This is a genomic window from Ruegeria lacuscaerulensis, assembly GCF_013034745.1.
GTDB lineage: Bacteria > Pseudomonadota > Alphaproteobacteria > Rhodobacterales > Rhodobacteraceae > Ruegeria > Ruegeria lacuscaerulensis_B.
On the sequence record NZ_WQGP01000002.1, the window covers coordinates 163,768 to 188,626 of the forward strand.

At 59.6% G+C, this 24,859-nt stretch carries 28 protein-coding genes and 1 tRNA gene; 14 read left to right on the forward strand and 15 right to left on the reverse strand.

The window, feature by feature from the left end; all coding sequences use genetic code 11:
- Positions 1-7: 7 nt before the first annotated feature.
- From GOV79_RS04325 to GOV79_RS04335, 3 genes are all read right to left on the reverse strand, one after another.
- Positions 8-889 (reverse strand): DMT family transporter, encoded by an 882-nt coding sequence (locus GOV79_RS04325; protein WP_170788986.1) that lies wholly within the window; start codon positions 887-889, stop codon positions 8-10.
- Between the two features lie 126 nt (positions 890-1,015).
- A complete protein-coding gene (locus GOV79_RS04330) occupies positions 1,016-1,429 on the reverse strand; it encodes a Fur family transcriptional regulator (protein WP_170788727.1) in 414 nt (137 codons plus the stop codon).
- A 74-nt stretch (positions 1,430-1,503) separates the two neighbouring features.
- Complete coding sequence (locus tag GOV79_RS04335; protein ID WP_170788728.1) at positions 1,504-2,208, reverse strand: endonuclease/exonuclease/phosphatase family protein; 705 nt, start codon at positions 2,206-2,208, stop codon at positions 1,504-1,506.
- A 165-nt stretch (positions 2,209-2,373) separates the two neighbouring features.
- Between GOV79_RS04335 and GOV79_RS04340 the strand changes: the two genes are divergently transcribed.
- On the forward strand, positions 2,374-3,285 hold the full coding sequence (locus tag GOV79_RS04340; RefSeq protein WP_170788729.1) for an FHA domain-containing protein: 912 nt from the start codon (positions 2,374-2,376) through the stop codon (positions 3,283-3,285).
- Here the strand turns inward: GOV79_RS04340 and GOV79_RS04345 are convergent.
- Positions 3,261-4,679: a protein adenylyltransferase SelO gene (locus GOV79_RS04345; RefSeq protein WP_170788988.1), complete on the reverse strand. Its 1,419-nt coding sequence runs from the start codon at positions 4,677-4,679 to the stop codon at positions 3,261-3,263. The genes GOV79_RS04340 and GOV79_RS04345 overlap by 25 nt on opposite strands.
- 86 nt (positions 4,680-4,765) lie before the next feature.
- On the opposite strand from GOV79_RS04345, the gene GOV79_RS04350 reads away from it, so the two are divergent.
- Together GOV79_RS04350 and GOV79_RS04355 are read left to right on the forward strand one after the other, a co-directional pair.
- On the forward strand, positions 4,766-5,185 hold the full coding sequence (locus GOV79_RS04350; RefSeq protein WP_170788730.1) for a cupin domain-containing protein: 420 nt from the start codon (positions 4,766-4,768) through the stop codon (positions 5,183-5,185).
- Positions 5,186-5,188: 3 nt separating this feature from the next.
- Positions 5,189-6,079, forward strand: coding sequence for a fatty acid desaturase (locus GOV79_RS04355; RefSeq protein ID WP_170788731.1), 891 nt, complete (start codon positions 5,189-5,191; stop codon positions 6,077-6,079).
- Between the two features lie 65 nt (positions 6,080-6,144).
- Here GOV79_RS04355 and GOV79_RS04360 read toward each other — a convergent pair whose 3' ends face one another.
- Complete coding sequence (locus GOV79_RS04360; RefSeq protein ID WP_170752718.1) at positions 6,145-7,119, reverse strand: leishmanolysin-related zinc metalloendopeptidase; 975 nt, start codon at positions 7,117-7,119, stop codon at positions 6,145-6,147.
- Between the two features lie 197 nt (positions 7,120-7,316).
- The gene (locus GOV79_RS04365; protein WP_170774475.1) at positions 7,317-8,450 is read right to left on the reverse strand and encodes an anhydro-N-acetylmuramic acid kinase; all 1,134 of its coding nucleotides are present in this window, start codon (positions 8,448-8,450) and stop codon (positions 7,317-7,319) included.
- Between the two features lie 181 nt (positions 8,451-8,631).
- Between GOV79_RS04365 and tyrS the strand changes: the two genes are divergently transcribed.
- On the forward strand, positions 8,632-9,876 hold the full coding sequence (gene tyrS / locus GOV79_RS04370) for a tyrosine--tRNA ligase (protein ID WP_170774478.1): 1,245 nt from the start codon (positions 8,632-8,634) through the stop codon (positions 9,874-9,876).
- A gap of 69 nt (positions 9,877-9,945) precedes the next feature.
- On the opposite strand, the gene GOV79_RS22260 is transcribed toward tyrS, so the two are convergent.
- Positions 9,946-10,962, reverse strand: a complete 1,017-nt coding sequence (locus tag GOV79_RS22260; protein WP_214648110.1) for a hypothetical protein — start codon at positions 10,960-10,962, stop codon at positions 9,946-9,948.
- 206 nt (positions 10,963-11,168) lie between these two features.
- Between GOV79_RS22260 and GOV79_RS04380 the strand changes: the two genes are divergently transcribed.
- The gene (locus GOV79_RS04380; RefSeq protein WP_170788732.1) at positions 11,169-11,924 is read left to right on the forward strand and encodes a 3-hydroxyacyl-CoA dehydrogenase; all 756 of its coding nucleotides are present in this window, start codon (positions 11,169-11,171) and stop codon (positions 11,922-11,924) included.
- Positions 11,925-11,933: 9 nt separating this feature from the next.
- Complete coding sequence (locus GOV79_RS04385; RefSeq protein ID WP_170788733.1) at positions 11,934-12,482, forward strand: sugar O-acetyltransferase; 549 nt, start codon at positions 11,934-11,936, stop codon at positions 12,480-12,482.
- Here the strand turns inward: GOV79_RS04385 and GOV79_RS04390 are convergent.
- From GOV79_RS04390 to GOV79_RS04400, 3 genes are all read right to left on the reverse strand, one after another.
- Positions 12,479-14,287, reverse strand: coding sequence for an ABC-F family ATP-binding cassette domain-containing protein (locus tag GOV79_RS04390; RefSeq protein ID WP_237217941.1), 1,809 nt, complete (start codon positions 14,285-14,287; stop codon positions 12,479-12,481). The two genes, GOV79_RS04385 and GOV79_RS04390, sit on opposite strands and share 4 nt — an antisense overlap.
- Before the next feature lie 69 nt (positions 14,288-14,356).
- On the reverse strand, positions 14,357-15,091 hold the full coding sequence (locus GOV79_RS04395; protein WP_170788734.1) for a GNAT family N-acetyltransferase: 735 nt from the start codon (positions 15,089-15,091) through the stop codon (positions 14,357-14,359).
- A gap of 102 nt (positions 15,092-15,193) precedes the next feature.
- The gene (locus GOV79_RS04400) at positions 15,194-15,670 is read right to left on the reverse strand and encodes an outer membrane protein assembly factor BamE (protein ID WP_170774488.1); all 477 of its coding nucleotides are present in this window, start codon (positions 15,668-15,670) and stop codon (positions 15,194-15,196) included.
- An 85-nt stretch (positions 15,671-15,755) separates the two neighbouring features.
- Here GOV79_RS04400 and GOV79_RS04405 point away from each other — a divergent pair, with 85 nt between their 5' ends.
- From GOV79_RS04405 to GOV79_RS04440, 8 genes are all read left to right on the forward strand, one after another.
- Positions 15,756-16,292: a YceD family protein gene (locus tag GOV79_RS04405; protein ID WP_170788735.1), complete on the forward strand. Its 537-nt coding sequence runs from the start codon at positions 15,756-15,758 to the stop codon at positions 16,290-16,292.
- Positions 16,293-16,498: 206 nt separating this feature from the next.
- Entirely contained in the window at positions 16,499-16,705 is a 207-nt protein-coding gene (rpmF, locus tag GOV79_RS04410; protein WP_037316137.1) for a 50S ribosomal protein L32, read from the forward strand.
- Between the two features lie 24 nt (positions 16,706-16,729).
- Positions 16,730-17,818 (forward strand): phosphate acyltransferase PlsX, encoded by a 1,089-nt coding sequence (gene plsX / locus GOV79_RS04415; RefSeq protein ID WP_170774492.1) that lies wholly within the window; start codon positions 16,730-16,732, stop codon positions 17,816-17,818.
- A gap of 21 nt (positions 17,819-17,839) precedes the next feature.
- Positions 17,840-18,811: a beta-ketoacyl-ACP synthase III gene (locus GOV79_RS04420; protein ID WP_170774494.1), complete on the forward strand. Its 972-nt coding sequence runs from the start codon at positions 17,840-17,842 to the stop codon at positions 18,809-18,811.
- Positions 18,812-18,907: 96 nt separating this feature from the next.
- Positions 18,908-19,210, forward strand: coding sequence for an integration host factor subunit alpha (gene ihfA, locus GOV79_RS04425; protein ID WP_120633007.1), 303 nt, complete (start codon positions 18,908-18,910; stop codon positions 19,208-19,210).
- Between the two features lie 18 nt (positions 19,211-19,228).
- The gene (locus GOV79_RS04430) at positions 19,229-19,795 is read left to right on the forward strand and encodes a MerR family transcriptional regulator (protein ID WP_170788736.1); all 567 of its coding nucleotides are present in this window, start codon (positions 19,229-19,231) and stop codon (positions 19,793-19,795) included.
- A 60-nt stretch (positions 19,796-19,855) separates the two neighbouring features.
- A tRNA-Pro gene (locus GOV79_RS04435) sits at positions 19,856-19,932 on the forward strand.
- 61 nt (positions 19,933-19,993) lie between these two features.
- Positions 19,994-21,073: a 2'-deoxycytidine 5'-triphosphate deaminase gene (locus GOV79_RS04440; RefSeq protein ID WP_170788737.1), complete on the forward strand. Its 1,080-nt coding sequence runs from the start codon at positions 19,994-19,996 to the stop codon at positions 21,071-21,073.
- On the opposite strand, the gene GOV79_RS04445 is transcribed toward GOV79_RS04440, so the two are convergent.
- The 5 genes from GOV79_RS04445 to GOV79_RS04465 form a co-directional block, all read right to left on the reverse strand.
- On the reverse strand, positions 21,070-21,294 hold the full coding sequence (locus tag GOV79_RS04445; RefSeq protein ID WP_170788738.1) for a hypothetical protein: 225 nt from the start codon (positions 21,292-21,294) through the stop codon (positions 21,070-21,072). The genes GOV79_RS04440 and GOV79_RS04445 overlap by 4 nt on opposite strands.
- Positions 21,295-21,358: 64 nt before the next feature.
- Positions 21,359-22,009 carry an SMC-Scp complex subunit ScpB gene (gene scpB / locus GOV79_RS04450; RefSeq protein ID WP_170782557.1) on the reverse strand — a complete coding sequence of 217 codons (651 nt, stop codon included), beginning with the start codon at positions 22,007-22,009 and terminating at the stop codon, positions 21,359-21,361.
- Positions 22,002-22,796: a segregation and condensation protein A gene (locus GOV79_RS04455; protein ID WP_170788739.1), complete on the reverse strand. Its 795-nt coding sequence runs from the start codon at positions 22,794-22,796 to the stop codon at positions 22,002-22,004. Before GOV79_RS04455 ends, scpB begins: the two co-directional genes overlap by 8 nt.
- Positions 22,786-23,793 (reverse strand): beta-N-acetylhexosaminidase, encoded by a 1,008-nt coding sequence (gene nagZ, locus GOV79_RS04460; RefSeq protein WP_170788740.1) that lies wholly within the window; start codon positions 23,791-23,793, stop codon positions 22,786-22,788. Before nagZ ends, GOV79_RS04455 begins: the two co-directional genes overlap by 11 nt.
- Positions 23,790-24,842, reverse strand: a complete 1,053-nt coding sequence (locus GOV79_RS04465; RefSeq protein WP_170788741.1) for an SPOR domain-containing protein — start codon at positions 24,840-24,842, stop codon at positions 23,790-23,792. The genes nagZ and GOV79_RS04465 overlap by 4 nt, the downstream gene beginning before the upstream one ends.
- Positions 24,843-24,859 lie beyond the last annotated feature (17 nt).

Below are 24,859 nucleotides of genomic sequence, written 5' to 3' on the forward strand. Positions count from 1 at the left end.
CGATCCGTCAAGCCGCAGCCACCATGACCCGCGCCAAACGACGTTCCCGCAGGAAAGTGTAAAGACCCGATCCCAGGATCAACGAAGCCCCCGCAATGGTCATTAGATCCGGGCGTTCGCCGAACATGATCATGCCCGCCGTGATCGAAAATACCAGCCGTGTATAGCGGAACGGAGTCAGCGCCGAGGCGTCCCCCACTCGCATCGCCGTGACGATGCCGTAGTAGCCCAAAACACTAAACAGGACGGCCCCAATCAACGGCCCCATCTGCGGGCCTGCGATCGGCACCAGCGATTGTGTTTGAACCACCACTAGCACCAATCCACCCAGGATCGCCGCGACATAGGCCTGCATCGCTACCACGGACGAGGCGATATCAGCGTCCAGTCGCCGCGTAATCAGATCGCGGGCGGCGATACAAACAACGCTGATCACAACCAACAGGGTCTCGGGCTGGAACCCGGCCAGACCGGGGCGGATGATCATCAAAACGCCCAGAAACCCGACGAAGACCGCACTCCACCTGCGCCAGCCGACCTGCTCACCCAGAAACAGCGCCGCGCCGACAGTTACGGCAAGCGGCAATGCCTGGAAAACGGCGGCGACTGTGGACAGATCAACTAAGGCCAGCGCAGTCACGAAGGCAATCGCACCGACCCCTTCGCTGACTGCACGGACAAGTGGCAAGGGGCGCCATGCAGCCCGATCAAAGATGCGCTTGCGCGTTACGACGGTCATCACCGCAAAGATCAGGCCGCACACCGCGCCCAGCAAAATCATGATCTGACCGGTCGGCACCGAGGCCGACAGGTGCTTGATGAACATATCCTCAAGCGCAAAAGCCGCCATTGCGCCGACGACCAACAAGATGCCGTTTACGTTGTTCATGATCCGATCCGTCAGAGGAGCGCTGTTCGCCCGATCACAGAAATCGAACGCGGCTTGGTCAGGCAAGTCCTATCCGCATGGAATACATGAATTCGCGTGCGGTCACCGTTCGCGATTCGTGATGAATCACTCCTGTTCCAGCGGAACACCATAGAGTTCCAGCCGGTGGCCTTTCAGCTTATAGCCCAGCTTGGCCGCGATCTTTTCCTGCAAAGCCTCGATCTCGGGGTCGACGAATTCAATGACCTGCCCCGATTGCATGTCGATCAGATGGTCGTGATGGTCCCGTTCGGCATCCTCATAGCGCGCGCGGCCATCACCGAATTCCAGACGCTCGAGAATCCCGGCTTCTTCGAACAGCTTCACAGTGCGATAGACCGTCGCGATAGAAATCCCCGCATCGACCTTTGAAGCGCGGGCATACAGTTCTTCTACATCCGGGTGATCCTCGCTTTGTTGCAGCACCTGGGCGATGGTGCGGCGCTGACCTGTCATGCGCAGGCCCTTGGCCTCGCAACGGGCGATGATCGTGTCGGACATGAGTGACCCTCGGGGTGTATTCGGTTCTCTGTCTTAATACGTCTGCGCACTCTGCGCCACAGGGGAATTGTATCTTAGGCAACGCGCCGCAGGTCGGCCCAGATCGGCAAATGGTCCGAGGCGATATGCGCAGGTCGCGCATCGTGAACGCCATGCACCACTGCCTCAAGCCCTGCGCCCAGCGCGATGCGATCCAGCGCGCCCAAAGGCTGCGCTGCGGGAAAGCTGGGAACCGGAGGAAGAAACCGCATGTCTGGCGCCAGATGGTCCAGCACCGGCTGACGCGACCATTCGTTGAAGTCCCCGGCCCAGACCGTGGGCATCTGCGTCAGGTCAACGTCACAGCGGCGGATATGGGTGATCTGCTGACGGCGCGATGCGGGCAGCAGACCCAGATGCATGCCCATCACGCGCAGCGGCCCGATGGGGGTGTCGAATTCAACCCGCACCGCCCCCCGAGGCTCCAGCCCCGGAAGGTCGTGATGTCCGGTCTGTCGCACTTGGATCGTCTCGCCCTTCCAGATCACCGCATTTCCATGCCAGCCCAGACTGCCTGCCCCACCAAGATCGACAATCTGCCATCCGGCCTCGTCCAGCATGAAATGCGGCAGGGCTGCGGGGCGCGGTGGCAGGCGTTTGTCGGCCTCCTGCAACACCACGATATCGGCCTTCATATTGTCGATGACCTGCATGATGCGCTGCGGCTGGCGGCGGAAATCAAGCCCGACGCATTTCTGGATGTTGTAGCTGGCAATGCGAAGCGTTGGCGTGGATGTCATAGCGCTCGGATCAAAAATCTTATCCCAACAGTGCCACGCCCTGCGCCCAGCGCAACATTAAAATTCCGCGCGTGTTGTAAGGATCGGATGTGCAAGAGGGTTTTCGCCTTGTATACCCTTTGGCATAACAGTTCCTACACCGCCTGCCCAAACCGAGGACCCCACGTGAGCACCACCTTCGCGACCCTGGTCATTGCTGATATTTCCGGCAGCACGCCTTTGTACAAGGCTGTAGGCGATGCCGAGGCACAAAGGCTGATCCAGTTGGAACTGGATCGCCTGCGGCGCGTCCTGTTTGAACATGGCGGGGTGCAGGTCGGTCAGAAGGGGGACGATGTTCTTAGCTATTTTGAGGATGCGGATGCGGCAATCAACGCCGTCCTGACCCTGATAGAAGGATCGCCCGAAACTTCGCTGTCGGTCCATGTCGGCGTTCACTGCGGGCCGATCGTTATTGCGGAAAAGGGTGTCTATGGCGAGGCCGTGAACGTGACCGCCCGTCTTGCCTCTGTGGCCAATCCCGGCGAGGCCTGCGTCAGTGACGAAGCCGCCGCATTGCTGCACAACGGCGCGCGCCAGATGCTGACCCCGCTGGGTCAGCTCAACCTCAAGGGTTTGACCGAACAATTCGCGGCGCATTCGCTGATCAGCCCTACGGCAAATTCCTTCACCCAAACCCGCCTGCCCCAATCCTATGGCCGCACCGAAGACAATCTTGCCGCACCCGAGCATCTGACGCTTGTCCTGCGGCACGAGGGCCAAAGCTGGAGCTGCCCCGACAATGGCGAGCTGACGGTTGGTCGATCGCCGGGATGCGACGTGGTGCTCAGCCAGCCTTGGGTGTCCCGTCTGCATATGGTGATCACCATGAAAGACGGCAGGCTGATCCTGTCGGATCGCAGTACATCAGGCACCTATGTCAAATCCGAAGGCGGGCGGGAAATCCAGCTTAAGCGTGAAACTGTCATGCTGGCGGATAGCGGCCTGATCTCTCCCACATTGCCCCTCGAACATTCCGAGGCCTGTTTAGAATTCGAGATCCTAGGCCGTCGTCAGGTGCCGCAAAACGTGGCGTGAACCACTTCACCTTCCGAAGGCGGGCGCGTCAGGTCGATCGCTTCAGGCTGATCCTCATATGGGCGCGACAGCACATCATTCAAACGGTGGAACGGGGCATAATCGCCCCGTAAGGCGGCTTGTATCATCTGCTCGACACGGTGATTGCGCGGGATGAAAACCGGGTTCGCCGACATCATCGTAGCACGCGGATCGCTTTCCCGTTGCAGCCGTGCCCGCCAAGCATCGGCCCATTGATCGAAGGCTTGCGGGTCTGTGAACTGATCGCGCGCAGTATCAGCGCCCAGCGCGCGGAAGGTATTTGTAAAGTCGGCCTGGTTCTGCGCCATTCGCGCCAAAAGGTCCGAAACCAGTTGCCGATCCCCGTCCTCCTCGGTCACAAGCCCGATCTTGGCCCGAAACCGCGTCAGCCAGTGCTGTTCCAGCAAATCGGGCATGGCGTGAACGATCTCGGTCGCTTCTTCCACAGCGGCCTCTTTGTCGTCCATCTGCTGGATCAGGGCCGTCGCCAGTTGCGCCAAATTCCACACCGCGATGCCCGGTTGGTTCGAATAGGCATAGCGTCCCATCCGGTCGATCGAGCTGTAGACCGTGTTCGGATGATAGCTGTCCATGAAGGCGCAGGGGCCGTAGTCGATGGTCTCGCCGGCGATCGAGCAATTGTCGGTATTCATTACACCATGGATGAAACCCACGCTCATCCACCCGGCAATCAGTTCAGATTGCGCCTGCGCCACGGCGCGCAACAGACCCATAGGACCCTCAGCCTGCGGATAGTGGCGTTCGATGGCATATTCAGTCAGGCGGCGCAGGCTGTCCAACTGCCCTCGCCCGGCAAAGACCTGAAACGTACCCACGCGCAAATGGCTACGAGCGACGCGCGTCAGTACCGCGCCCGGCATGAGTTCTTCGCGGAAAACAACCTCGCCCGTCTCGACAGCAGCCAAGGCCCGCGTCGTGGGGATGCCCAATGCGTGCATCGCCTCGGACACCACGTATTCGCGCAAAACAGGCCCCGACCAAGCGCGCCCGTCCCCCTGACGGCTAAAGGGCGTGGGGCCAGACCCTTTCAGCTGAATGTCCCGGCGCAGACCGTCTGTTCCAACGGTCTCACCCAGCAAAACCGCACGCCCGTCCCCCAACTGGGGATTGTAGTTGCCGAACTGATGCCCCGAATAAAGCTGTGCGATGGGCTCGGCCCCTTCGGGCAGCGTATTGCCGGCAAAAGCCTCGGCCATGTCCTGCACCTCGCCTGGCGTGATCCGCAGGACCTTCGCCAGATCGCTGTTAAAGGCGATCAGTTGTGGCGCACGCACAGGCACCGGGGCCTGCCGGGCGTAGAAACTGTTGGGAAGGCGGGCGTAGCTGTTGTCAAACGGGATCGTCAGGGTCATGTGCCAAAGATATTCCTCATCCACGCGAATACCATAGCGGATCACGCAATCCCGTGCATAATCGCTCCAAACACCCCGAGGGCCCCATGACCGCACAAGAGATTATCGACCACCTGAACCTGCAACAGCACCCCGAAGGGGGTTGGTTCCGCGAGACATGGCGCGCCGACAACGCAGGCCGCGCCAGCGGTACCTGCATCTACTTCCTTCTGGCCGAAGGGGAGCGCAGCCACTGGCACCGAGTCGATGCGACCGAGATCTGGCTGTACCACGCCGGTGATCCACTGATCCTGTCGCTCAGCGCCTCGGATGACGGCCCGGCGAACGAGCACCTCTTGTCCCCCGACCTGACACAAGGCGCGCCGCAACTGATCGTCCCCAAGAGTCATTGGCAGGCCGCAAGCAGTACCGGAGCCTATACGCTGGTCAGCTGCACGGTTTCTCCTGGGTTCGAGTTCGATGGCTTTGAACTGGCCGCACCGGGTTTCGATATACCAAAGGGTTAGGCCATGGATCACCGCGCCCTCATCGCGTCCATTCCAGCCGAGGCGAAAGACAAACTGCAAGAGCGGTCCGACAAAGCCGGGCTGCGGCATCTGGCGCTTTATGTGCTGGCATTGACTGCCACCAGTATTGGTATCATCGCTCAGGTGCCATTCTGGCCTTTGCTGATCCTGCCTCAGGGTATCATGTTGGTGTTCCTCTTTACCCTCAGCCATGAATGCACGCACAAGACGCCGTTCAAATCCCCTTGGCTGAACGAGGCCATTGGCCATCTGGTGGCGATTCCGATTGCCCTGCCCTTTGTCTGGTTCCGCTATTTTCACCTGGCCCATCACAAATGGACCAACCACCCCGAGAATGATCCCGAACTGGGCGGCAAACCCAAGCCCGACAACTGGCCCAGCCTACTGATTTACCTCAGCGGTTGGCCCTATTGGCGCGGCATGGCCCAGGTTCTGGTGCAAAATGCCCGCGGCCGGATCAACGCGCCCTATCTGCCGACACGTCAGCACAAAGCCATGCAGCTGGAGGCGCGGGTGCTACTGGGCCTCTACGCCCTAGCGCTTGTCAGCCTGTTTATATCACCCGTGCTGTGGTGGCTGTGGCTGCTCCCCGTTCTGGTCGGCCAACCCTTTCTAAGGCTGTACCTTCTGGCCGAACACGGGCTCTGTCCGCCGGTCGCGAATATGCTCGAGAATTCCCGAACCACTTTCACCAACCGCCTGATCCGCTTTCTGGCCTGGAACATGCCCTACCACGCCGAGCACCACGCCTTTCCGAATGTCCCCTTCCATCAGCTACCCGCGCTGCACAGATGGACCCGAGCGCATTTGAGATCGACATCGGACGGGTATTCTGACTTTACAAGCGCGTACATCCGCAAAGTAAGGAACTAACAACACCGGCGGTTGCTCTGGATGGCTAGCAACCAGACGTCATCAAGCAGCTTATGACCAGAATATTATGCCAGTGCGATTTCGTTTTCGATGCCAGCCGCACCTTCCGCAAGGACATAACCAAGATCCTCTAGGGACGCGACTGACCAATCTGACAAATAGTTGGTGGCATCATACGAGCCATCATCTGCCACATACCCGATATATCCGGTCATCAGCTCATCCTGATACTCTTCTTCGTCCCAGTGTCCTCCGGCTGTGCCCGACCCACCGTCAGTCTCTACAAACAAGAAATCGTCTTCAGTGAAGTAGCCGACATATGCTGAGTTCGCTGCATCACCGGTATAAACGCTGGTCACTATATCATCAGTCGGCCGTCTGGTGCCATTGTCATCCACCACAGTCGATACCAGACCGTAGTAATCCCAAAGCGTACCAAGACCCATGACATGCATCATTTCATGCAGAACAATATCATCGAATTGCCCAGCATCATGATACGCCAGAGCGTCCGCTTCATCGAACGTCATTTCTCCCAAAGCTGGCAAACCGGTATCAGAGCGTATTGCGGTCGGACCCGCCTGCCCCAGCACGCCGCCTTCTCCGTCTATGGCATCCAAATCCGCCATGATGACGAGGTCGTCGTAGAGGTTCCCTTCTCCATCGACAGCGTCTTCGATATCGCCATCAACAAGCGAAGCCAAATAGTCTGCGGACGCAATGAACACTGACTTCAGATCTTCAGGCCAGTCACCTACAAACCGGACTTCAATATTGTATTGAAGGCTGTCGTCGATTCCGTCGCCTTGACCGGTGATGTACGTGTCCGTGACAACCTCTGTTTCGGTTTCACCCCCGCCGCCTATGCCTGCTGGCGGCCCTTTGCTGCCCCTGGCGGCCGCTGACTCATCGATCATCAGCAGATCACCGCTCAAAGTTCCGATGGATTGTTTGTTATTTTCGGATTCATGCAGACGCGAAGCTCCCGCGCCTGATGACTTCACGTAGTCAAGGAAATTTCCACTGTTTTCAGATGGCATACCCTTCTCCCTCGAGCCTAGTCGAATACCGCCACCCAGTTTATTTTCGAGGATCTAATCCAAACAAAAGAAAATGACTAAAATGTGACTTGACGCGAATTTAGTGCACTCATTTCACAACAATAGACCAATAAATCTAGGCTTTGTTTGCATAAAGCACACTAAATGATAGTTATTGGTGTGACACATAGAGTGATCTAAAAACGCTTAATCGAGTCCTCAATACGCTCGACACTACTCACTACGCCTCCTCCCACAAGCGCGCTGACGCCTGTGGTTCCGGGGCATGAGGTCGGCAAGCCCCGCGCCACACGGACGGCGAGATAGGCGAAGGCTTGGGCCTCCAGCATGTCTCCGTCCAGACCCACGGTCTCGACCGGTTCGACCGCGCAATCGAGGCCCGCGCGCAGCATGTCCATCAGAACCGGGTTGCGGCGGCCTCCGCCCGTAACCAGCACGCGCGCGGGGGGTTTGGGGCAATGCTCCATCCCCTGCATCACGCCTGCGGCGCACATGCCGGTCAGGGTCGCCACGGCGTCGGCGTCCGAGAGTTCCTGCACCAGACGGATCATCTCGGCAAAGTCGTTCCGGTCCAGTGATTTGGGGGGCATCTTGCGAAAGAACGGCTCGGACAGGAACAGCTCCAGCGCGCCCGCCTCAACCGACCCTTGGCGGGCCAACGCGCCGTCCCGGTCCATCGGCAGGCCCAGCCGCGCCTGCATCAGGTCATCCACGGGCGCGTTTGCCGGGCCCGTGTCGAACGCCAGCAGCGCGCCAGGGGCCTCAGGGCCGTCAAAGCTGGGGTCCACATAGGTCAGGTTCCCCACCCCGCCCAAGTTCAGGAAGCACAAGGGTTCGGTCGCGCCGATCCATTTGGCGCAGGCAAAATGGAAGAACGGCGCCAGCGGAGCACCCTCGCCCCCCATCGCTACATCGTCGCTGCGGAAATCCCACACGACCGGAACACCCAGCGCCTGTGTCAGACCGTCTCCATCGCCCACCTGCAACGTCCCCCGCCCGCGCGGCTCATGCGCCAAGGTCTGACCGTGAAAACCGATCAAGTCGATTTCATCGAACTCGGACAGCGCCTCGGCATGGGCAACCGTGACCAACTCAGCGGCGGCATCGACCTCGGGCCCGTGCCACTGGCCCAGCGCGGCCCGCAGAACCGCACGCTCGGCATCTGAATAGGCCCGGTATCCGCTGGGACCAAAGCCCAGAATGCGCACACCATCGGTTTCGACCACAGCCGTATCAACACCATCCAAAGACGTGCCCGACATGGCGCCCAATGCCTTAACCGCGCCCGTTTTGCTGATCGCCCGACCCATGTTTGCCCTCGTGTTCCTCACGCCCGTTGATCCGGCGCGTTGGCCTCAACCTGCACGGTAACGCGAAGACAGTGCAAGCCACATCGGGCGTGGCCTCCGCTTTTCGTGCAAAAGGTGCCTTTTCCTTGCCACCCCCACCGCCTATACACTGCCCCGCAACATAAACCCAAAGGGCACGGATATGACCTACCACCCCAAATCGGATTTCATCGCCACGATGATCGAGCGCGGCTTTCTCGCCGACTGCACCGATTATCAGGGCCTTGACGAGGCGCTGATCAGCGGGGTGCAAACAGCTTATATCGGCTATGACGCAACGGCGCAGTCGCTGCATGTGGGCCACCTGATGAACATCATGGTGCTGCGCTGGCTGCAAAAGACCGGCCACAAGCCGATCACTCTGATGGGCGGCGGTACGACCAAGGTCGGCGACCCCTCGTTCCGGTCGGATGAACGCCCCCTGCTGGGCCCCGAACAGATCGACGCCAATATCGCCGGGATGCAAAAGGTGTTCGCCAAGTACCTGTCCTATGATGACAGCGAGACCGGCGCGCTGATGCTGAACAATGCGGAATGGCTGGACAGTCTGAACTACCTCGATTTCCTGCGCGATATCGGGCGGCACTTCTCGGTCAACCGGATGTTGTCTTTCGAGTCCGTAAAATCGCGGCTGGACCGCGAACAATCGCTGAGCTTCCTCGAATTCAACTACATGATCCTGCAGGCCTATGACTTCCTTGAGCTGAACCGCCGCTATAGCTGCGTTCTGCAGATGGGCGGTTCGGACCAATGGGGCAACATCGTCAACGGTATCGACCTGACCCGCCGCGTATTGGATCACGAGATATACGGCCTGACCACACCGCTGCTGACCACCAGCGACGGCCGCAAGATGGGCAAGTCGCAGGGCGGTGCGGTTTGGCTGAACGGTGACATGCTGTCAGCCTATGAGTTCTGGCAGTTCTGGCGCAACACCACCGATGCGGATGTTGGCCGGTTCCTGAAGATCTTCACCGAACTTCCGGTGGATGAATGCGACCGTCTGGCCGCGTTGCAAGGATCTGAGATCAACGAGGCCAAAATCCGCCTCGCCAACGAAGTCACTACTCTGCTGCACGGGGCCGATGCCGCCGCAACCGCCGCGGCGACCGCCCGCGAAGTGTTTGAAAAAGGCGGCGTGGGCGATGATCTTCCAACGCTGACGCTGCGCGCAGATGATCTACCTACTTCGATCGTGCAGTTGATCGTGAAATCAGGCCTGGCCAAAACCGGCAAAGAGGCCAAGCGCCTGATCGCCGAAAACGGAGCCAAACTGGATGACGCGCCGCTGACTGACGCAGGGTTGATGATCGACGCCGGTGCGCTGTCGTCTCCGATCAAACTGAGCGCGGGTAAAAAGCGCCACGCGCTGGTGCAACTGGGCTAAGCTCAGTTCTACGCTAAGAAAAACGGCCACCCAAATGGGTGGCCGTCGTCGTTTCAGGTTTGGCCTGTCTCAGCGGTTCCCACGGTTGCCATTGTTTCCGCCGTTACCGTTTCCGCCGCCACCGTTGCCCGAGCCGCCGCCCTGACCATTGTTGCCGCCGCCATTACCGGTGCCTGGGCCGGACCCGCCAGTGTTGCCGCCACCGTTACCGGGGTTGCCGTTGTTGCCGTTACCGTTTCCGGGGCCGCCATTGTTCCCACCGTTGCCATTGCCGCCGCCGTTGCCACCGCCATTATTGCCGCCGCCGCCGTTGCCTGAGCCACCGCTCTGACCGTTATTGCCGCCGCCATTACCGGTGCCGGGACCGGAGCCGCCATTGTTGCCACCGCCGTTACCGGGGTTGCCACCATTGCCGTTCCCGTTTCCGGGGCCGCCATTGTTCCCACCGTTGCCGTTTCCGCCACCGTTGCCACCGCCATTATTTCCGCCGTTGCCATTGCCGCCGCCGTTGCCACCGCCATTATTTCCGCCGTTACCACCGCCGCCATTGCCGGGTCCACCACCATTGCCGGGGCCACCGCCACCATCACCTGGTTCGTCGCCGCCACCGCCATCACCCGGCCCATCTCCGCCGTCACCAGGCCCGTCACCGGGGCCACCATCACCGGGCCCATCGCCGCCGCCACCGTCACCCGGCCCATCACCAGAGTTTCCGCCACCGCCCGGACCGCCGACACCCGGCCCTGCATCGGCCGACTGCTCGTTGTCACGATCTTCCCCAAGCGGAGCGTTGGATCCGATCGAGGCAGTCGGCACATCTGTTAGCAAACCTGCAAGCCCCGGACATTGTTCGCCCGTTACCTGCAAAGTGGTCAGAAAATCACTCTGTTTTTGCAACCGCTCCAAAAAGCTGGGCGTCACCTGCGCACAGTCGCACAAGGCCGCGTAATCCCCGCTTTTGGTCACATCGCGCGCGGTTTTCCAATTGCACACTTCAGGCGCGGCCGAGGCTTCACCCACAAACATCACACTCGCCAAGGGGACAACTAAAAGCCCTCCGGCCGCACCTTTCAAAACATTTCGCATCACAGCACCTCCATTCACCAAACACGCGAATTGCAAAGTTTCTTCGGTCACGAAGTGGCGATTTGACGTGATCCCCACATGAGCCAAACATGAAGACGCCTTCATACTTGCTCGTGTCACAGCCCCTTCCCTGCAACCGATCACTGGACAGACAGGGGTGCAACAGGTTATTGAACAGGTGTTCATATATTGAAAAGGAGCCCGCAATGCACCTGTCCAACACAGCCGCACTCATCACCGGCGGAGCGTCGGGTCTGGGCGAGGCGACCGCGCGCCACTTCGCTGATCAGGGCGCGCAGGTCACGATTCTGGACCGCGATGCCGACCGGGGCCCAAATGTCGCCAACGAAATCGGTGGTCACTTTGTCCAGACCGATGTGACCAACGAGGCATCGGTGACCGAGGCCGTTGCATTTGCGACAAGTAAGATGGGGCGTGTCACGGCAGCTGTGAATTGCGCAGGCATCGCCTTGGGCATCAAGACCGTTGGACGCGACGGCCCGCATCCTCTGGAAGCGTTTCAGCGCACCATCGACATCAATCTAGTCGGCTCGTTCAACGTCTCGCGCCTTGCGGCGGCTGAGATGGCCAAGAATGACCCAGAACCGGACGGTGCACGCGGCGTGATCATCAACACGGCCTCTATCGCGGCGTTCGACGGGCAAAAGGGGCAGACGGCCTATGCGGCCTCAAAAGGAGGGATCGTGGGAATGACCCTGCCCATGGCGCGCGACCTGGCCTCGACCGGTATCCGCGTGATGGCGATTGCACCGGGCATATTCATGACGCCCATGCTGGCCGGACTACCGGAAGAGGTGCAACAGCAGCTGGCCGCCGATGTGCCTAACCCTGCTCGCCTTGGCGACCCGCACGAATATGGGAGGCTGGCCGGGTTCATCGTGGAAATGGGCTATCTGAACGGAGAGGTCATCCGCATCGACGGTGCGCTCAGAATGCGGTAAACCTGCGCCATGAACGAGCGCGAGAAAATGGAGGCCGGGCAGTGGTATTGTTGTCTGGACCCGGAACTGAACGCCTTGCGCGATCAAGCCAGACGCGCCGTTCATGCGCACAACACCAGTTCACCGGACCGGCGCACCGACATGGGGCCGGAACTACGCGCCCTCTTGGGTCATGTGGGCGCGGACTGTTTGCTAGAAGCACCGTTTCACTGTGCCTATGGGATGAACATTCATCTGGGTGACAGAGTTTATTTCAACGCCGGTTGCATCGTTCTGGATACGGCCCCGGTCCGGATCGGCGACGATACGATGTTCGGGCCACATGTGCAGATTTATTGCGCCCAACATGCCAAAGATCCGGCAGACCGCGCGCAGGGGCTGGAGGTCGGCCTGCCTGTCACAATCGGCAAACATGTCTGGATCGGAGGCGGAGCAATCCTGTTGCCCGGTATCACCATCGGCGACAATGCCACCATCGGCGCGGGCAGCGTAGTCACAAAGGATGTCGTCACCGGGCAGACCGTGGTTGGAAACCCAGCCCGCGTGCTGCCAGCCTAAGCGCCCTCAGCTTTTTCCTCTAGCATCAGCCATTCCTCTTCGGCAGCGGCGAGTTTTTCCTGCCGCTCGACCAAAGCCTCGGTCGCTTTCTGGAACTTAACCGGCTCGCGGGTGAACAGCTCGGGGTCGGACATCAGCTCTTCCAGCTTGCCGATCTCGGCCTCAAGCCGTTCCATCTCGGCAGGCAGTTTTTCAAGGCGATGTTTTTCCGAGAAGGACAGACCCGCCTTCGGCTGCGCCTCTTGCTTGACCTTCGGCTTGGAAGGTTTTGATTTCTCTTCCTTCTTAGGCAGGAGATCGCCGCGCTGAGCTATGTAATCCGACCAACCACCCGCATAGACAGTGGCGCGGCCATTGCCTTCCATCGCGATGGTCGTAGTAGCGACACGGTCCAGAAAATCGCGGTCGTGGCTAACCAGCAGAACGGTGCCGTCATAATCGTCCAACAGCTCTTGCAGCAGGTCCAGCGTTTCCACGTCCAGATCGTTGGTCGGTTCGTCCAGCACCAGCAAGTTGGACGTCTTGGCCATCAACTTGGCCAACAACAGCCGCGCTTTCTCACCGCCCGAGAGGGATTTGACCGCAGCCCGCGCCTGCCGTTCATCGAACAGGAATTCCTTGAGGTAGCCGACCACATGTTTGGGCTGTCCGCCCACCATGACTTGATCGGCCTTGCCCGAAACCCGCATTTCGGGATCGCCGGTCAGGCTGTCCCACAGGGTCATCTCGGGGTCTAACTGGGCACGGGTCTGGTCGAAGACCGCAACCTCAAGATTGGTGCCCAGCGTGACTGCGCCCTCATCCGGGGTTTCCTGACCTAGCAGCATTTTCAGTAGCGTCGTCTTGCCCACACCGTTGGGGCCAACAAAGGCCACACGATCACCGCGCTGCACCAGCAGATCAAAATTCCGCACAATGGGTATTGAATCAAAAGCCTTGGCCAACCCTTTGGCTTCGATCACCTTGCGCCCCGATTTAGGCCCTGCCTCCAACGTCATCGCCGCCGAGCCCTGACGTTTGATCTGCGCTGCCTTCTCAGCCCGCAACGCCTGCAAGGCGCGCACTCGGCCCTGATTGCGTTTGCGGCGGGCGCTGATGCCTTCAACGGCCCATTTCGCCTCGGATTTGATCAGGCGGTTCAGCTTGTGGCGCTGCTGATCCTCTTCTTCCCAGATCTTGTCGCGCCATGCCTCGAACGCATCAAACCCCTGTTCCTGCCGCCGCACCGCACCCCGGTCGATCCAAAGGGTCGCACGGGTCAAAGCGCGCAGAAAAGCGCGGTCGTGCGAGATCAGGACATAAGCCGCGCGGGTCGAGCCCAGCTCACGTTCCAGCCAGGCAATCGCTTCGATGTCCAGATGGTTGGTCGGTTCGTCCAGCAGCATCAGGTCTGGCGCTTCGGCCATCAGTTTTGCCAATGCCGCGCGGCGACGCTCCCCGCCCGAGGCCGTTTCGACCAGGCGCGCCGGATCGAACTTCAGCCCCTCGCCTGCGCGCTCGACTTTATACAGTTCGCCCGGCTCTAGCCCGCTGGAGGCATAGTCGCCCAGTGTGGCAAAGCCCTCCATGCCCGGGTCTTGCTCCATATAACCGACCGACTTGCCCGGAGGCACCACGATGTCGCCCTGATCGGCCTCAACCAGTCCGGCCATCACTTTCATCAGGGTCGATTTGCCGGACCCGTTGCGCCCCACCAGCGCCACGCGGTCGCCGGGTTGAACCACCAGATCAAGTTCGGAAAACACCGGATCGCCCCCGAAGGTCAGGGAAATGCCGGACATCTGCAACAAAGGAATTCTCGCCATGCCCGCCAGCTAAACCGGCAGGGTCGGCGCGTCAACGCCCAGCCCTTGTTCTCGTCAAAAATACGGAATCTACCCAGCCACCACCCGCAACAGACGTTTCCGGGCTGGCGGAATCGCCCCGATCTCGAGCCCGGTAAACACGTGCAGCGTGTTCATATGCCGATCGACCACTGCATGATCACTGACCCAGCCGCCCATCAACAGATAGGTGCGCAGCAAGGGCGGCATCCGCAACATCGCTTTTTTGACGTCGGGCCGACGCCGCAACCGTGCGGCAAAACGAAAGACATCCGGTGCCTTGACCCGTGGCAACCAGCGCTTGGGCGCCAGATGACGGTGTTTTAGCATTGCAAAAGCATCCAGATACTCGGCCGTTTCTGTCCCGGCAAAGGACGAACAGCCAAACAGCATCTCAACGTTGTTCTGATCCACATAAGCCGTCATCGCGCCCCATGCGACGCGCAGTATGTCAGGATCGGTCCAGTCGGGATGAATGCAGAACCGCCCCATCTCGACCATGCGCCCCTGAAATTCCTCCAAAGCGGACAGATCGTAAAATTGCGCTGAATAGCTGAGGCCGATTTCGTCCCCACGCTCCATCGTCAACATGCGGAAACAGCAGACGAGTTCGCCACTGGAACGCATATCTTCGACAAGAACATGCGCACAGAGGCGATCAAAATCATCCCGATCCGTCTGATCCGTTCCAAAGGCCAGAGTGCGCAACTTCTGTGCCGCCACGATGTCCGCCCCAGTCAATGCCAACCGGGCGCGATACCGGCCTTTGCCAAGCAGTAAAGCCATGGTCGTCCTCTATTCGGCGATCACCGACCCGTTTCATCCCGTCTCGGTGCCTATCACATTATGTGTGACCATCCTGTGACGCGGACAAGAGGCGAAGGCTGATTAGTTGGTCGCGCCCGGAATATTGGCCGGGTTGAAGTTGCCGATATTGCCGAACAGCTGGCGCAGGAATCCGCGGTTCTGAATGCTCGATTCGGTTACCCGCCGCTCCAGAGGGACCACGATCCCGTCTTCAAGGCCGAACCGTTCGATGTTCCGCACCACACCACCCTGATCAAAGCTGATGGCGACAAGCTCACGCTCGACCACTTCGGGTCGTTTCGGACCATAGTGACGCACCCGAGACCGCACATAGTAGAACCCAGAATCCCGCACTACGCCGGACGAGGACGGCGCACCGACCGAGTCGAGGACGCTTTCGCGTGTGTCCACGCCCACCTGAATCTCGGCCAGGTCTTCGGGGGGCGGGATGTACCCGTGATTCTCGAACACAGGTGAGCACGCGCTGATACCTGCCACACAGGCTGCAAGCACTAGCGTTCTGGACGCCGGTTTCAACCTGTTCACAACCTTTAACATGCACACCCTCTTGCCTTGGTCCCTTGCGGACCCTATCCGCTTACATCAAACCGCAGCCCCGGTTCAACACAGGAAAGGGTAACGAATGAGCAACCAGACATCTCTGCGGGTGGCCGACCTGCCGCAAAACGCGCCAACCTCGTTCGATCTGCGCCCCGACACCAAAGCGCTTGAGGCGATCCGCGATGACCTGGGCCTGCTGGGTCTGCGAAAGCTCAGCTTTGTCGGAGACGTCCGCGCGCAAGGAAAACGCGACTGGGCACTCGCAGGTAAGCTGGGCGCAACAGTGATCCAGCCCTGCGTCGTCACGCTAGAGCCGGTGACGACCCGGATCGACGTGCCCGTCACGCGGGTATTTCTGGCCGATTGGACCGACCCCGATGAGGAAGAGTTCGAAATCCCAGAAGGCGACGAGTCGGAGCCCTTGGGGTCCGAGATCGACCCAGCCATTGTAATGATCGAGGCGCTGTCGCTGTCCCTGCCCCAATACCCGCGCAAAGATGGTGCGGAACTGGAACAGGCCGACTATACAGAGCCGGGCAAACAGGCGATGACAGATGAAGATGCAAAACCCTTTGCCGGACTTGCCAGCCTGCGCGATGCACTAAAAAAAGACGAGTGACACGGGTCTGATTTCCTGTCATAGCACGCCCTCAGAAAAATCGCTTGAACATGTCGAGAATCGCAGTATTTTCGCGCGCTCATCGGAATTTGGGTTGGACATTGCGGGGCTCGTCCCCTAAACGCGCGTCAAACCACGTAAAAAACGAAGAATGAAACCCGGTCGGCAGCGAATCTGCGGACCCTCAGTAGACAAAGGTTGAGACCATGGCCGTCCAACAGAACAAAGTTTCCAAGTCGCGTCGCAACAACCGCCGCGCACACGACGCTCTGGTTGCTGCAAACCCGAACGAATGCGCAAACTGCGGCGAGCTGAAGCGCCCGCACCACGTATGTGCGTCCTGCGGCCACTATGATGACCGTGAAGTCGTCGCTCAGGCCGACGAAATCGACCTGGACGAAGACGCGGCCTAAGCCTTTCAAAGCGCAGGCCAAGGCATGACGGAACAGCCCACGCAAACCGGACGGATCACCATCTCGGTTGACGCTATGGGCGGAGATTCGGGTCCCGCCGCAGTTGTGGCGGGGATCGCCAAATCGGCGGACAAGAACCCCGACATCGCGTTTATCCTGCACGGGCCTGAGGCTGAGTTGCGCAAACTTGTTGCGAAACGGCGTGTCCTGAATGGGCGCGTCGTTTTTCGTGATTGCACCGACGTGGTCACGATGGAGGACAAGCCCAGCCAGGTTGTACGCCACGGCAAGCAGACCTCAATGTGGTCGACACTGGAATCGGTGCGCCAGGGCGAAGCCCATGGTGCGGTGTCCTGCGGCAATACTGGCGCGTTGATGGCGCTGTCGATGATGCGGCTGCGTAAATTGCCGGGTGTAAACCGCCCGGCCATCGCGATTCTGTGGCCATCGCGCAACCCGCAGGGGTTCAACGTGATGTTGGATGTGGGCGCCGATGTACGCGCCGACGCGAAGGATCTGCTGCAATACGCGCTGATGGGCGCCTCGTACGCGCGCAACGGCATGGCGCTGGAACGCCCCCGGATCGGCTTGCTGAACGTAGGCACCGAAGAACACAAGGGGCGCGCTGAATTGAAAGAAGCGCATGCCATGATCACGGACTTTGCGGATCAGGCGAGCTTTGATTTCGTGGGCTTTGTCGAAGGCAGTGATATCCCCGGTGACAAGGCAGATGTCATTGTAACCGATGGGTTTACCGGCAATGTCGCGATCAAGACCGGCGAAGGCACGGCCAGCCTGATCGGGGACCTTCTGCGTGAGGCGTTCAAATACTCGCCCCTGTCTCGGCTGGCGTCGGTTCTGGCCATCACCTCACTAAACCGGTTGAAGAAACGTATCGACCCACGCCGTGTAAATGGCGGGGTTTTCCTGGGCCTCAATGGGACTGTGGTGAAATCTCATGGCGGCGCAGATGCCACCGGAGTTTCGGCCGCCGTGAAACTGGCCTTTACCTTGGCACAGTCCGGGTTCTCTGAAAAATTGGCGGCACGGGTTGCATCGACAGTCGAGCTTGCACAAGATGCCGCCCAAGCTCCGTCCAAGGCGGGCGAATAACAAAAAAGGCAGTACCCCAACATGGCAGGCCGTTCAGTTGTTGTAGGTGTCGGACATTATTTGCCAGAGCGAATTGTGCCGAATTCCGAGTTCGAAAAGTCGCTTGATACGTCCGATGAGTGGATCAAGACGCGGTCCGGCATCGAACGCCGCCATTTCGCAGCCGAGGGCGAGACCACATCCGACATGGCCACAAAGGCAGCCGAAGCAGCGCTTGCCGATGCTGGACTGACGGCCGACGACATCGACGCCATCGTTCTGGCCACATCGACGGCGGACCTGACCTTCCCTTCAGCGGCTACCATGGTGCAATCGCGGTTGGGTATGACCAAAGGCTTTGCCTTTGACGTTCAGGCCGTCTGTGCGGGATTCGTTTACGCTCTGACTAATGCCAACGCACTGATCCTTTCGGATCAGGCCAAGCGGGTGCTGGTAATCGGGGCCGAAACCTTCTCGCGAATCATGGATTGGACGGACCGGTCCACCTGCGTGCTTTTTGGCGATGGTGCGGGCGCGCTGATTCTTGAACGCCAAGAAGGTGACGGCACGGCCGAAGATCGCGGTATTCTCGCTACTGATCTGAATTCCGACGGACGCTATAAAGACTTGTTGTATGTAGACGGCGGCGTGTCGACGCAAACAACGGGCTATCTGCGGATGAAGGGCAATCAACTGTTCCGCCAGGCGGTTGAACGTTTGACCTCAACTGCTGAGACTTGCTTGGAAAAAGTGGGTTTGGGTCACGAGGATGTGGATTGGATTGTCCCCCATCAAGCCAATATCCGCATCATTCAGGGCACCGCCAAGAAATTGGGCGTTCCCATGGATCACGTCGTAGTCACCCTACAGGATCACGGCAACACTTCTGCGGCATCGATTCCCTTGGCCATGTCCGTGGCCAAGCAACGCGGCCAGTTCAAACCGGGTGATTTGCTTGTTACTGAGGCAATCGGGGGTGGATTGGCCTGGGGATCAGTCCTCCTTCGGTGGTAACAGGCGCAAAACGGCTTACACACAGACCTGCAATTCATTGATATTGACAGTGAATTTGCCCTGACCCTATGCTCTACCATCAACAGGGGGATTGGCATGGGCGACAAAACACTGACCCGAATGGATCTGAGCGAGGCCGTTTTTCGCGAGGTTGGCCTTTCACGCAATGAAAGCGCACAGCTGGTCGAAAGCGTTCTGGACCATATGTCCGACGCGCTGGTGCGGGGTGAGCAGGTTAAGATTTCGTCTTTCGGAACATTCAGCGTTCGGGACAAAACTGCCCGTATCGGCCGCAACCCCAAAACCGGGGAAGAGGTTCCTATTCAGCCGCGCCGCGTGCTGACCTTCCGCCCGTCGCATCTGATGAAGGATCGCGTCGCCGCAGGAAACCGCAAATAGGATCAGGACGGCAGCGCCATGAGCAAGTCCCCAGACGCCTTTCGCACGATCAGTGAAGTAGCGGACTGGCTGGGCGTTCAGGCCCATGTCCTGCGATTCTGGGAAAGCCGCTTCACGCAGGTCAAACCGGTCAAACGCGCCGGTGGGCGGCGCTATTACCGCCCCAATGACATGCGCTTGCTGGGTGGTATCAAAAAGCTGCTGCACGAGGATGGGATCACCATCAAAGGCGTGCAGCGCATTTTGCGCGAACAGGGCGTGGCCTATGTCGCCTCATTGTCTCAGGGTTTGGAGGATGAGGCCAAGCCCGCCGCAACCGACGACAACGTGGTCGTTCCCTTTACAACAAAGCCCGCGCCCCAAGAGCAGATCTCGCTTGATTTGCCCGAGGCACCGGTGCCCGCAGCACCCGCGCCGCCGCAGCCTGTATTGGACAAGCTGGATGAGGCGCCGTTGCTGGGCGGCATCGCCACCCAAGCGTGGAATCGGACCGAATTTGACGACCAGCTTTTGCGTCAGATCGCGCCTGTTGCCCGTGACCTGCGCGCCCTTCTGAACCGAATTGAGAATCGGTCGGCGGGATAAGAAAAAGGCAATGTTTTCCTCTTGCCCCTGCCGGGAAAACCGTTATGAACACTCCAACGTCGGGCTATGGCGCAGCCTGGTAGCGCGTCCGTCTGGGGGACGGAAGGTCGCAGGTTCGAGTCCTGCTAGCCCGACCAAATCACACCGACGTTTATGGCAGACAGGCCAGATCCCGCTCTGGCATCAGGGGGGATCGGAATGACAGGTGTATGCCCAAACCAGCAGATCGAAGGCATGATTGCACGCGGTGAGATCACCGCCGATCCCGCCATAATCGACCCGCAGGTACAACCGGCCAGCCTTGACTTGCGTTTGGGAACAGTGGCTTACCGCGTGCGCGCCTCATTTCTGGCAGGCGAAGGGCGCTCGGTCGCCGACCGTCTGGCCGAGTTCGAGATGCACCGCATCGACATTAGCGACGGTGCGGTTCTGGAAAAGGGTTGCGTCTATCTGGTGCCACTGATGGAATCACTCGCCCTGCCCGACAGCGTGACCGCCGTGGCCAATGCCAAAAGCTCGACCGGGCGGCTGGACTTGCTGACCCGCACCATCACCGATGGCGGCACCGAGTTCGACCGGGTGCCTGCGGGTTATACCGGGCCTCTATATGCCGAAATTTGCCCGCGATCATTCTCGGTCCTGGTGCGGCCAGGAATGCGTCTGAACCAAATCCGGTTCCGTCAGGGCCAAGCGGTGCTAAGCGATGCGGAACTAAACGCGCTGCACGCCGAGTCGCCATTGGTAGATGGACCGGCAGTGATTCAGGATGGGTTGGGCTTTTCGGTCGATCTGCAACTGCCCGATACCGATCTGGTGGGCTATCGCGCCAAGCCACATACGGGTGTGATTGATCTGGACCGGATCGGCGAATACGACCCGCAGGAATACTGGGAAGAGGTACGCACCACGGATGGTCGCATCATCCTCGATCCCGGCGCGTTCTATATTCTGGTCAGCCGCGAGGCGGTGCATATCCCGCCCTTGTATGCCGCTGAAATGGCCCCCTATCTAGCCATGGTTGGTGAATTCCGGGTGCACTACGCCGGCTTCTTCGATCCCGGTTTCGGCCACGCGGCCGCTGGGGGCGCGGGTTCACGCGGAGTGCTGGAAGTGCGCTGCCACGAGGCCCCATTTGTGCTGGAACATGGACAGGTCGTCGGGCGTTTGGTCTATGAGAAAATGGCCGATATGCCCACGCAACTCTATGGCGCGGGCATTGCCTCGAACTATCAGGGACAGGGGTTGAAGCTGTCCAAGCACTTCAAACCGGTTGGCTAGAACTTCATAAAGCGACGCATCTGGCGGGTCATCTTCTGCGCTTGCCTCATGTTTTGAGAAGGGCGTGGACCGCTGCTTTGTTTCTGTTGGCCTGAATCACCGCCCTGATCCGATTTGCCGCCCATACGGCTGGCCATATCAAAGCCCTTGTCCACGCCTTTATTGACCAGACGGCGCATCACCTGACGCACGATCATATCGATCATTCGATTGGCATTCATTGCTCAACTCCGTTTCCTGAACCTCAAAATAGGTGATCTGTCTGGCAACAAAAGGGCCGTTTGATCACTCTTCCTCGAACAGTTCCACCTGATCTTCATCTTCTTCTTCGTCGCTGCCCTCTCCCAAGGGAATCGTACCCGGAGGTGGCCTGTTTTCCAGCAACCCTGCGGCGCGCAATTCCTGAAGCCCTGGAAGGTCGCGGGCGTTTTCCAGCCCGAAGTGATCCAGAAACTGCGGCGTCACCACAAATGTCACCGGCCGGCCCGGTGTCATACGACGGCGACCCAATCGAATCCACTCCATTTCCAGCAACTGGTCAATGGTCCCGCGCGAGACGGACACGCCACGGATTTCCTCGATCTCGGCCCGCGTGCAGGGCTGGTGATAGGCCACGATGGCCAGCGTTTCGATGGCGGCACGGCTGAGTTTTCGTGTCTCAACCGTTTCCTTTTGCATCAAAAAGCCCAGATCAGGGGCTGTGCGGATGGCCCAGGCCTCTCCCACGCGCACAACGCGCACGCCGCGCCCTTCATAGCGCTTGCGCAGCAGATCAACCGCTTGTGCCGCGTCGCTGCCGTGGGGCATTCGGGCTTCAAGATCGCTGATCGAAACGGGTTCAGCACTCGCGAACAGCACGGCTTCGACCATACGTTCCTGTTCGGCCAAGGGGGGCGCTTCGAACAGGGTGCCGGTTTCCTCAGAGGTTTCAGTCACGTGTTTCGGTCCTCTTGCGCAGATGGATCGGTGCAAAGGTTTCGCTTTGCTTGATCTCCATATGTCCTTCTTTCACCAGCTCCAACGAGGCCGCAAACGTCGCCGCTGTGGCCGAGCGCCGCCGCACCGGATCGGCATCCCAACCGTCGGGCAGATAGGTCTCCATATCTGTCCAGGCGCCCGCAAACCCGATCAAGGGGCGCATCCGTTCCAACGCCTGTTCCATGGTAAAGACAGCATCGCGGTCCATGACAAAGGGTCGGAATTCATCGCGGGTGCGGATGCGCGCATAACCCTGCATCAGATCCAACAACGTGGCTGAATAGGTCACGGTGCGGATGCGAGTGACATCCTCACCCTGCCCCCGTTTGAAGAAATCACGCCCCAACTGATCCCGCGCCATCAGACGTGCAGCCGCGTCGCGCATGGCCTGAAGGCGTTCAAGTTGGAACGCCAGATGCGCGGCCAATTCCTCACCAGACGGTCCTTCGTCATCGGGATCGGGCGGCAGCAGCAGGCGGGATTTCAGAAAGGCCAGCCAAGCGGCCATGACCAGATAATCCGCCGCCAGTTCGATCCGCAGCGCACGGGCTTTTTCAACGAAGGTCAGATATTGCTGCGCCAGCGCCAAAACCGAGATTCTGCGCAGGTCAACTTTCTGCGTCCGCGACAGGGTCAGCAGCACGTCCAATGGGCCTTCGAACCCGTCGACGTCAACAATCAGCGCCTCGGCGACAAGCCGATCCGCGACCGAGACCGGATCTTCGCTAAAAAGGTTATCGTTCATATACCTGCCCGCCCATTAGGGCAGATAGTTCCGCCTCGGCGGCTTCGATGTCAAGTTCCACAGGCTTTTGCCGCATCGACAGCGCTTTTTCGGCGCGTTTTTGCGCTAGTGGGGTCATCTCTCCGACGGCGTCCAGCACCTTGGCGCGGACTTCAAAAGTACCGTTGCAATGCAGAACCACGTCGCAGCCCGCAGCCAGCGCTTGCCCGGCGATTTCTTCGGGCGCGCCGGACAGGGCTTTCATCGAGATATCGTCGGTCATAATCAGCCCGTCAAATCCGATCTTGTCACGGATCAGGCCGATCATCGTAGGTGAAATCGTCGCCGGTTGCGGGTTGATCCGGTCATAGACTAGATGTGCGGTCATCCCCATCGGCAGGTCGTTCAGCGCGCGAAACGGTGCGAAATCGGCCCCTTCCAGTGCTTCTTGAGTCAGATCCACATGCGGCAGGTCATGGTGGCTGTCCAGCGTGGACAAGCCATGCCCGGGCATGTGTTTAATGACCGGAAGAACACCGCCGTCCAGATGCCCTTTGGCAACCGCGCGGCCAAGTTTCGCAACCTGTTTAGGATCAGAGCCATAGCAGCGGTTCTTGAGGAACGCATGGGTGTCGTCACGCGCCAGATCAACCATCGGGGCACAGTTGCTGTCGATCCCAAGCTCGAACAATTCCAGCGCGATCAAGCGATAGCGCAGATACATCGCCCGTTCGGCCTGTTCCCCAGCACGAGCCGCATGATCCAGCGGCGGGGCCCATTCGCGTGCCAAAGGCGCGCGCAGGCGCTGAACGCGTCCACCTTCCTGATCAATCGTTATCGGGCAGTTTCGGCCCACCGCCTCGCGAAAGTCGTCACACAGGGCGCGCACTTGATCGGCGGTGTCGATATTTCGGGCAAAGAGGATGAACCCGAACGGGTTCATCTCGCGGAACAGTTTTTTCTCGTCGGATGTAAGTCGCAGCCCTTCCGCGTCCGAGATCGCAGCGCCGAATGTCACCGGGCTGCGACCGGGATACAGTCAGCCCCCTGTGCCTGAAGCGCAGCACAGAACTGACGCGAGTCGCTCAGATCATCAAAACCCAAAACCCGCAGCCGATAGAATGTGCGTCCACCGCTTGAGGTTTTTTGAATAACCCGTTGTTTTCCATCCATATACTCACCGAATCGACCGTTCAGGCGATCCCATTCTGATTGCGCAATCTGGGTGCTTTCATAGGCCCCGAGCTGGGCCATACGGGTGCCCTTTGAAAGGGTATCAGCGTCGACATCCAAGCCAACAGCGGCTTTGACAGCCGCATTGATGGCATCTTCGGTGCTGCTGCTAGGTGTGATCGGGTTGCTGATCCTGCGTGCCGGGCGTGTGATGGGCCGCAGCGACCGGCGCACACCGGGCAGCGCTGCAATTGCGGGGTCCGGCAGTTGCGCTGCGTAGTCCGCAGGGTCAATCGCCGGTTCGTCGTCAAGCGCAAGCGACGCCAGTTGCACACCGTCCTGTGGCTGTTCAATTGGCTTGTCCGCCAGTTCAGCAACCACCGCATCCACGGCATCTTGGCGCAGTTGCGCCGCCTCTTGATCAGAGATTTCTTCTTCCACCAAGTGCACGGCCGGTGTGGGCTTCAGCGGTTCAACCGGCGTGTCTTCATCCGTTAGCGAAACGGGGCGCGGCGCCAAAATCAATCGATCTGCAGGCGGCGCAGCGGTGCCGACGGCTGCCACTGCGTTCACCGCCAAGCCCTGATGATCTGCAGGTGTCCCACCTGGATTTTCCGGCTGAATACGCATCGGCCCTTCGATCGCGCGGACAACCGGAACACCACTGACATCGCGCATGACCAACTTATAGCCCCAAACGGCGATACCGGCGACCAAAGCCAAGGACGCGGCCGCCCCCAGAAAATTCACGATCCGACCCAAGCCCGCTGCCTGCGGTGTCTCTTCATACCCGTGCATGTCGTTGGAATAATCGTACCCGCCCTGAACCGAGGGTTGATTCGTGTAATGCATCTGCTCGGGACGCATCTGTCCCGAGTAAACGTTATTTGCCATGTCCGCCTCACCGCCCG

Excerpts from the sequence above, each read along its gene's own strand:
- GOV79_RS04465 (WP_170788741.1), bottom strand. The coding sequence starts at position 24,842 with ATGGCAAATAACGTTTACTCGGGACAGATGCGTCCCGAGCAGATGCAT.
- GOV79_RS04395 (WP_170788734.1), bottom strand. The coding sequence starts at position 15,091 with ATGGCTTTACTGCTTGGCAAAGGCCGGTATCGCGCCCGGTTGGCATTG.
- GOV79_RS04390 (WP_237217941.1), bottom strand. The coding sequence starts at position 14,287 with ATGGCGAGAATTCCTTTGTTGCAGATGTCCGGCATTTCCCTGACCTTC.
- GOV79_RS04345 (WP_170788988.1), bottom strand. The coding sequence starts at position 4,679 with ATGACCCTGACGATCCCGTTTGACAACAGCTACGCCCGCCTTCCCAAC.
- GOV79_RS04455 (WP_170788739.1), bottom strand. The coding sequence starts at position 22,796 with ATGAACGATAACCTTTTTAGCGAAGATCCGGTCTCGGTCGCGGATCGG.
- GOV79_RS04325 (WP_170788986.1), bottom strand. The coding sequence starts at position 889 with ATGAACAACGTAAACGGCATCTTGTTGGTCGTCGGCGCAATGGCGGCT.
- GOV79_RS04335 (WP_170788728.1), bottom strand. The coding sequence starts at position 2,208 with ATGACATCCACGCCAACGCTTCGCATTGCCAGCTACAACATCCAGAAA.
- GOV79_RS04405 (WP_170788735.1), top strand. The coding sequence starts at position 15,756 with ATGAGCAACCAGACATCTCTGCGGGTGGCCGACCTGCCGCAAAACGCG.
- ihfA (WP_120633007.1), top strand. The coding sequence starts at position 18,908 with ATGGGCGACAAAACACTGACCCGAATGGATCTGAGCGAGGCCGTTTTT.
- GOV79_RS04440 (WP_170788737.1), top strand. The coding sequence starts at position 19,994 with ATGACAGGTGTATGCCCAAACCAGCAGATCGAAGGCATGATTGCACGC.
- GOV79_RS04430 (WP_170788736.1), top strand. The coding sequence starts at position 19,229 with ATGAGCAAGTCCCCAGACGCCTTTCGCACGATCAGTGAAGTAGCGGAC.
- GOV79_RS04385 (WP_170788733.1), top strand. The coding sequence starts at position 11,934 with ATGAACGAGCGCGAGAAAATGGAGGCCGGGCAGTGGTATTGTTGTCTG.
- GOV79_RS22260 (WP_214648110.1), bottom strand. The coding sequence starts at position 10,962 with ATGCGAAATGTTTTGAAAGGTGCGGCCGGAGGGCTTTTAGTTGTCCCC.
- GOV79_RS04360 (WP_170752718.1), bottom strand. The coding sequence starts at position 7,119 with ATGCCATCTGAAAACAGTGGAAATTTCCTTGACTACGTGAAGTCATCA.
- GOV79_RS04355 (WP_170788731.1), top strand. The coding sequence starts at position 5,189 with ATGGATCACCGCGCCCTCATCGCGTCCATTCCAGCCGAGGCGAAAGAC.
- GOV79_RS04420 (WP_170774494.1), top strand. The coding sequence starts at position 17,840 with ATGGCAGGCCGTTCAGTTGTTGTAGGTGTCGGACATTATTTGCCAGAG.
- GOV79_RS04330 (WP_170788727.1), bottom strand. The coding sequence starts at position 1,429 with ATGTCCGACACGATCATCGCCCGTTGCGAGGCCAAGGGCCTGCGCATG.
- tyrS (WP_170774478.1), top strand. The coding sequence starts at position 8,632 with ATGACCTACCACCCCAAATCGGATTTCATCGCCACGATGATCGAGCGC.
- GOV79_RS04365 (WP_170774475.1), bottom strand. The coding sequence starts at position 8,450 with ATGGGTCGGGCGATCAGCAAAACGGGCGCGGTTAAGGCATTGGGCGCC.
- rpmF (WP_037316137.1), top strand. The coding sequence starts at position 16,499 with ATGGCCGTCCAACAGAACAAAGTTTCCAAGTCGCGTCGCAACAACCGC.
- plsX (WP_170774492.1), top strand. The coding sequence starts at position 16,730 with ATGACGGAACAGCCCACGCAAACCGGACGGATCACCATCTCGGTTGAC.
- GOV79_RS04350 (WP_170788730.1), top strand. The coding sequence starts at position 4,766 with ATGACCGCACAAGAGATTATCGACCACCTGAACCTGCAACAGCACCCC.
- GOV79_RS04380 (WP_170788732.1), top strand. The coding sequence starts at position 11,169 with ATGCACCTGTCCAACACAGCCGCACTCATCACCGGCGGAGCGTCGGGT.
- GOV79_RS04400 (WP_170774488.1), bottom strand. The coding sequence starts at position 15,670 with ATGTTAAAGGTTGTGAACAGGTTGAAACCGGCGTCCAGAACGCTAGTG.
- GOV79_RS04445 (WP_170788738.1), bottom strand. The coding sequence starts at position 21,294 with ATGAATGCCAATCGAATGATCGATATGATCGTGCGTCAGGTGATGCGC.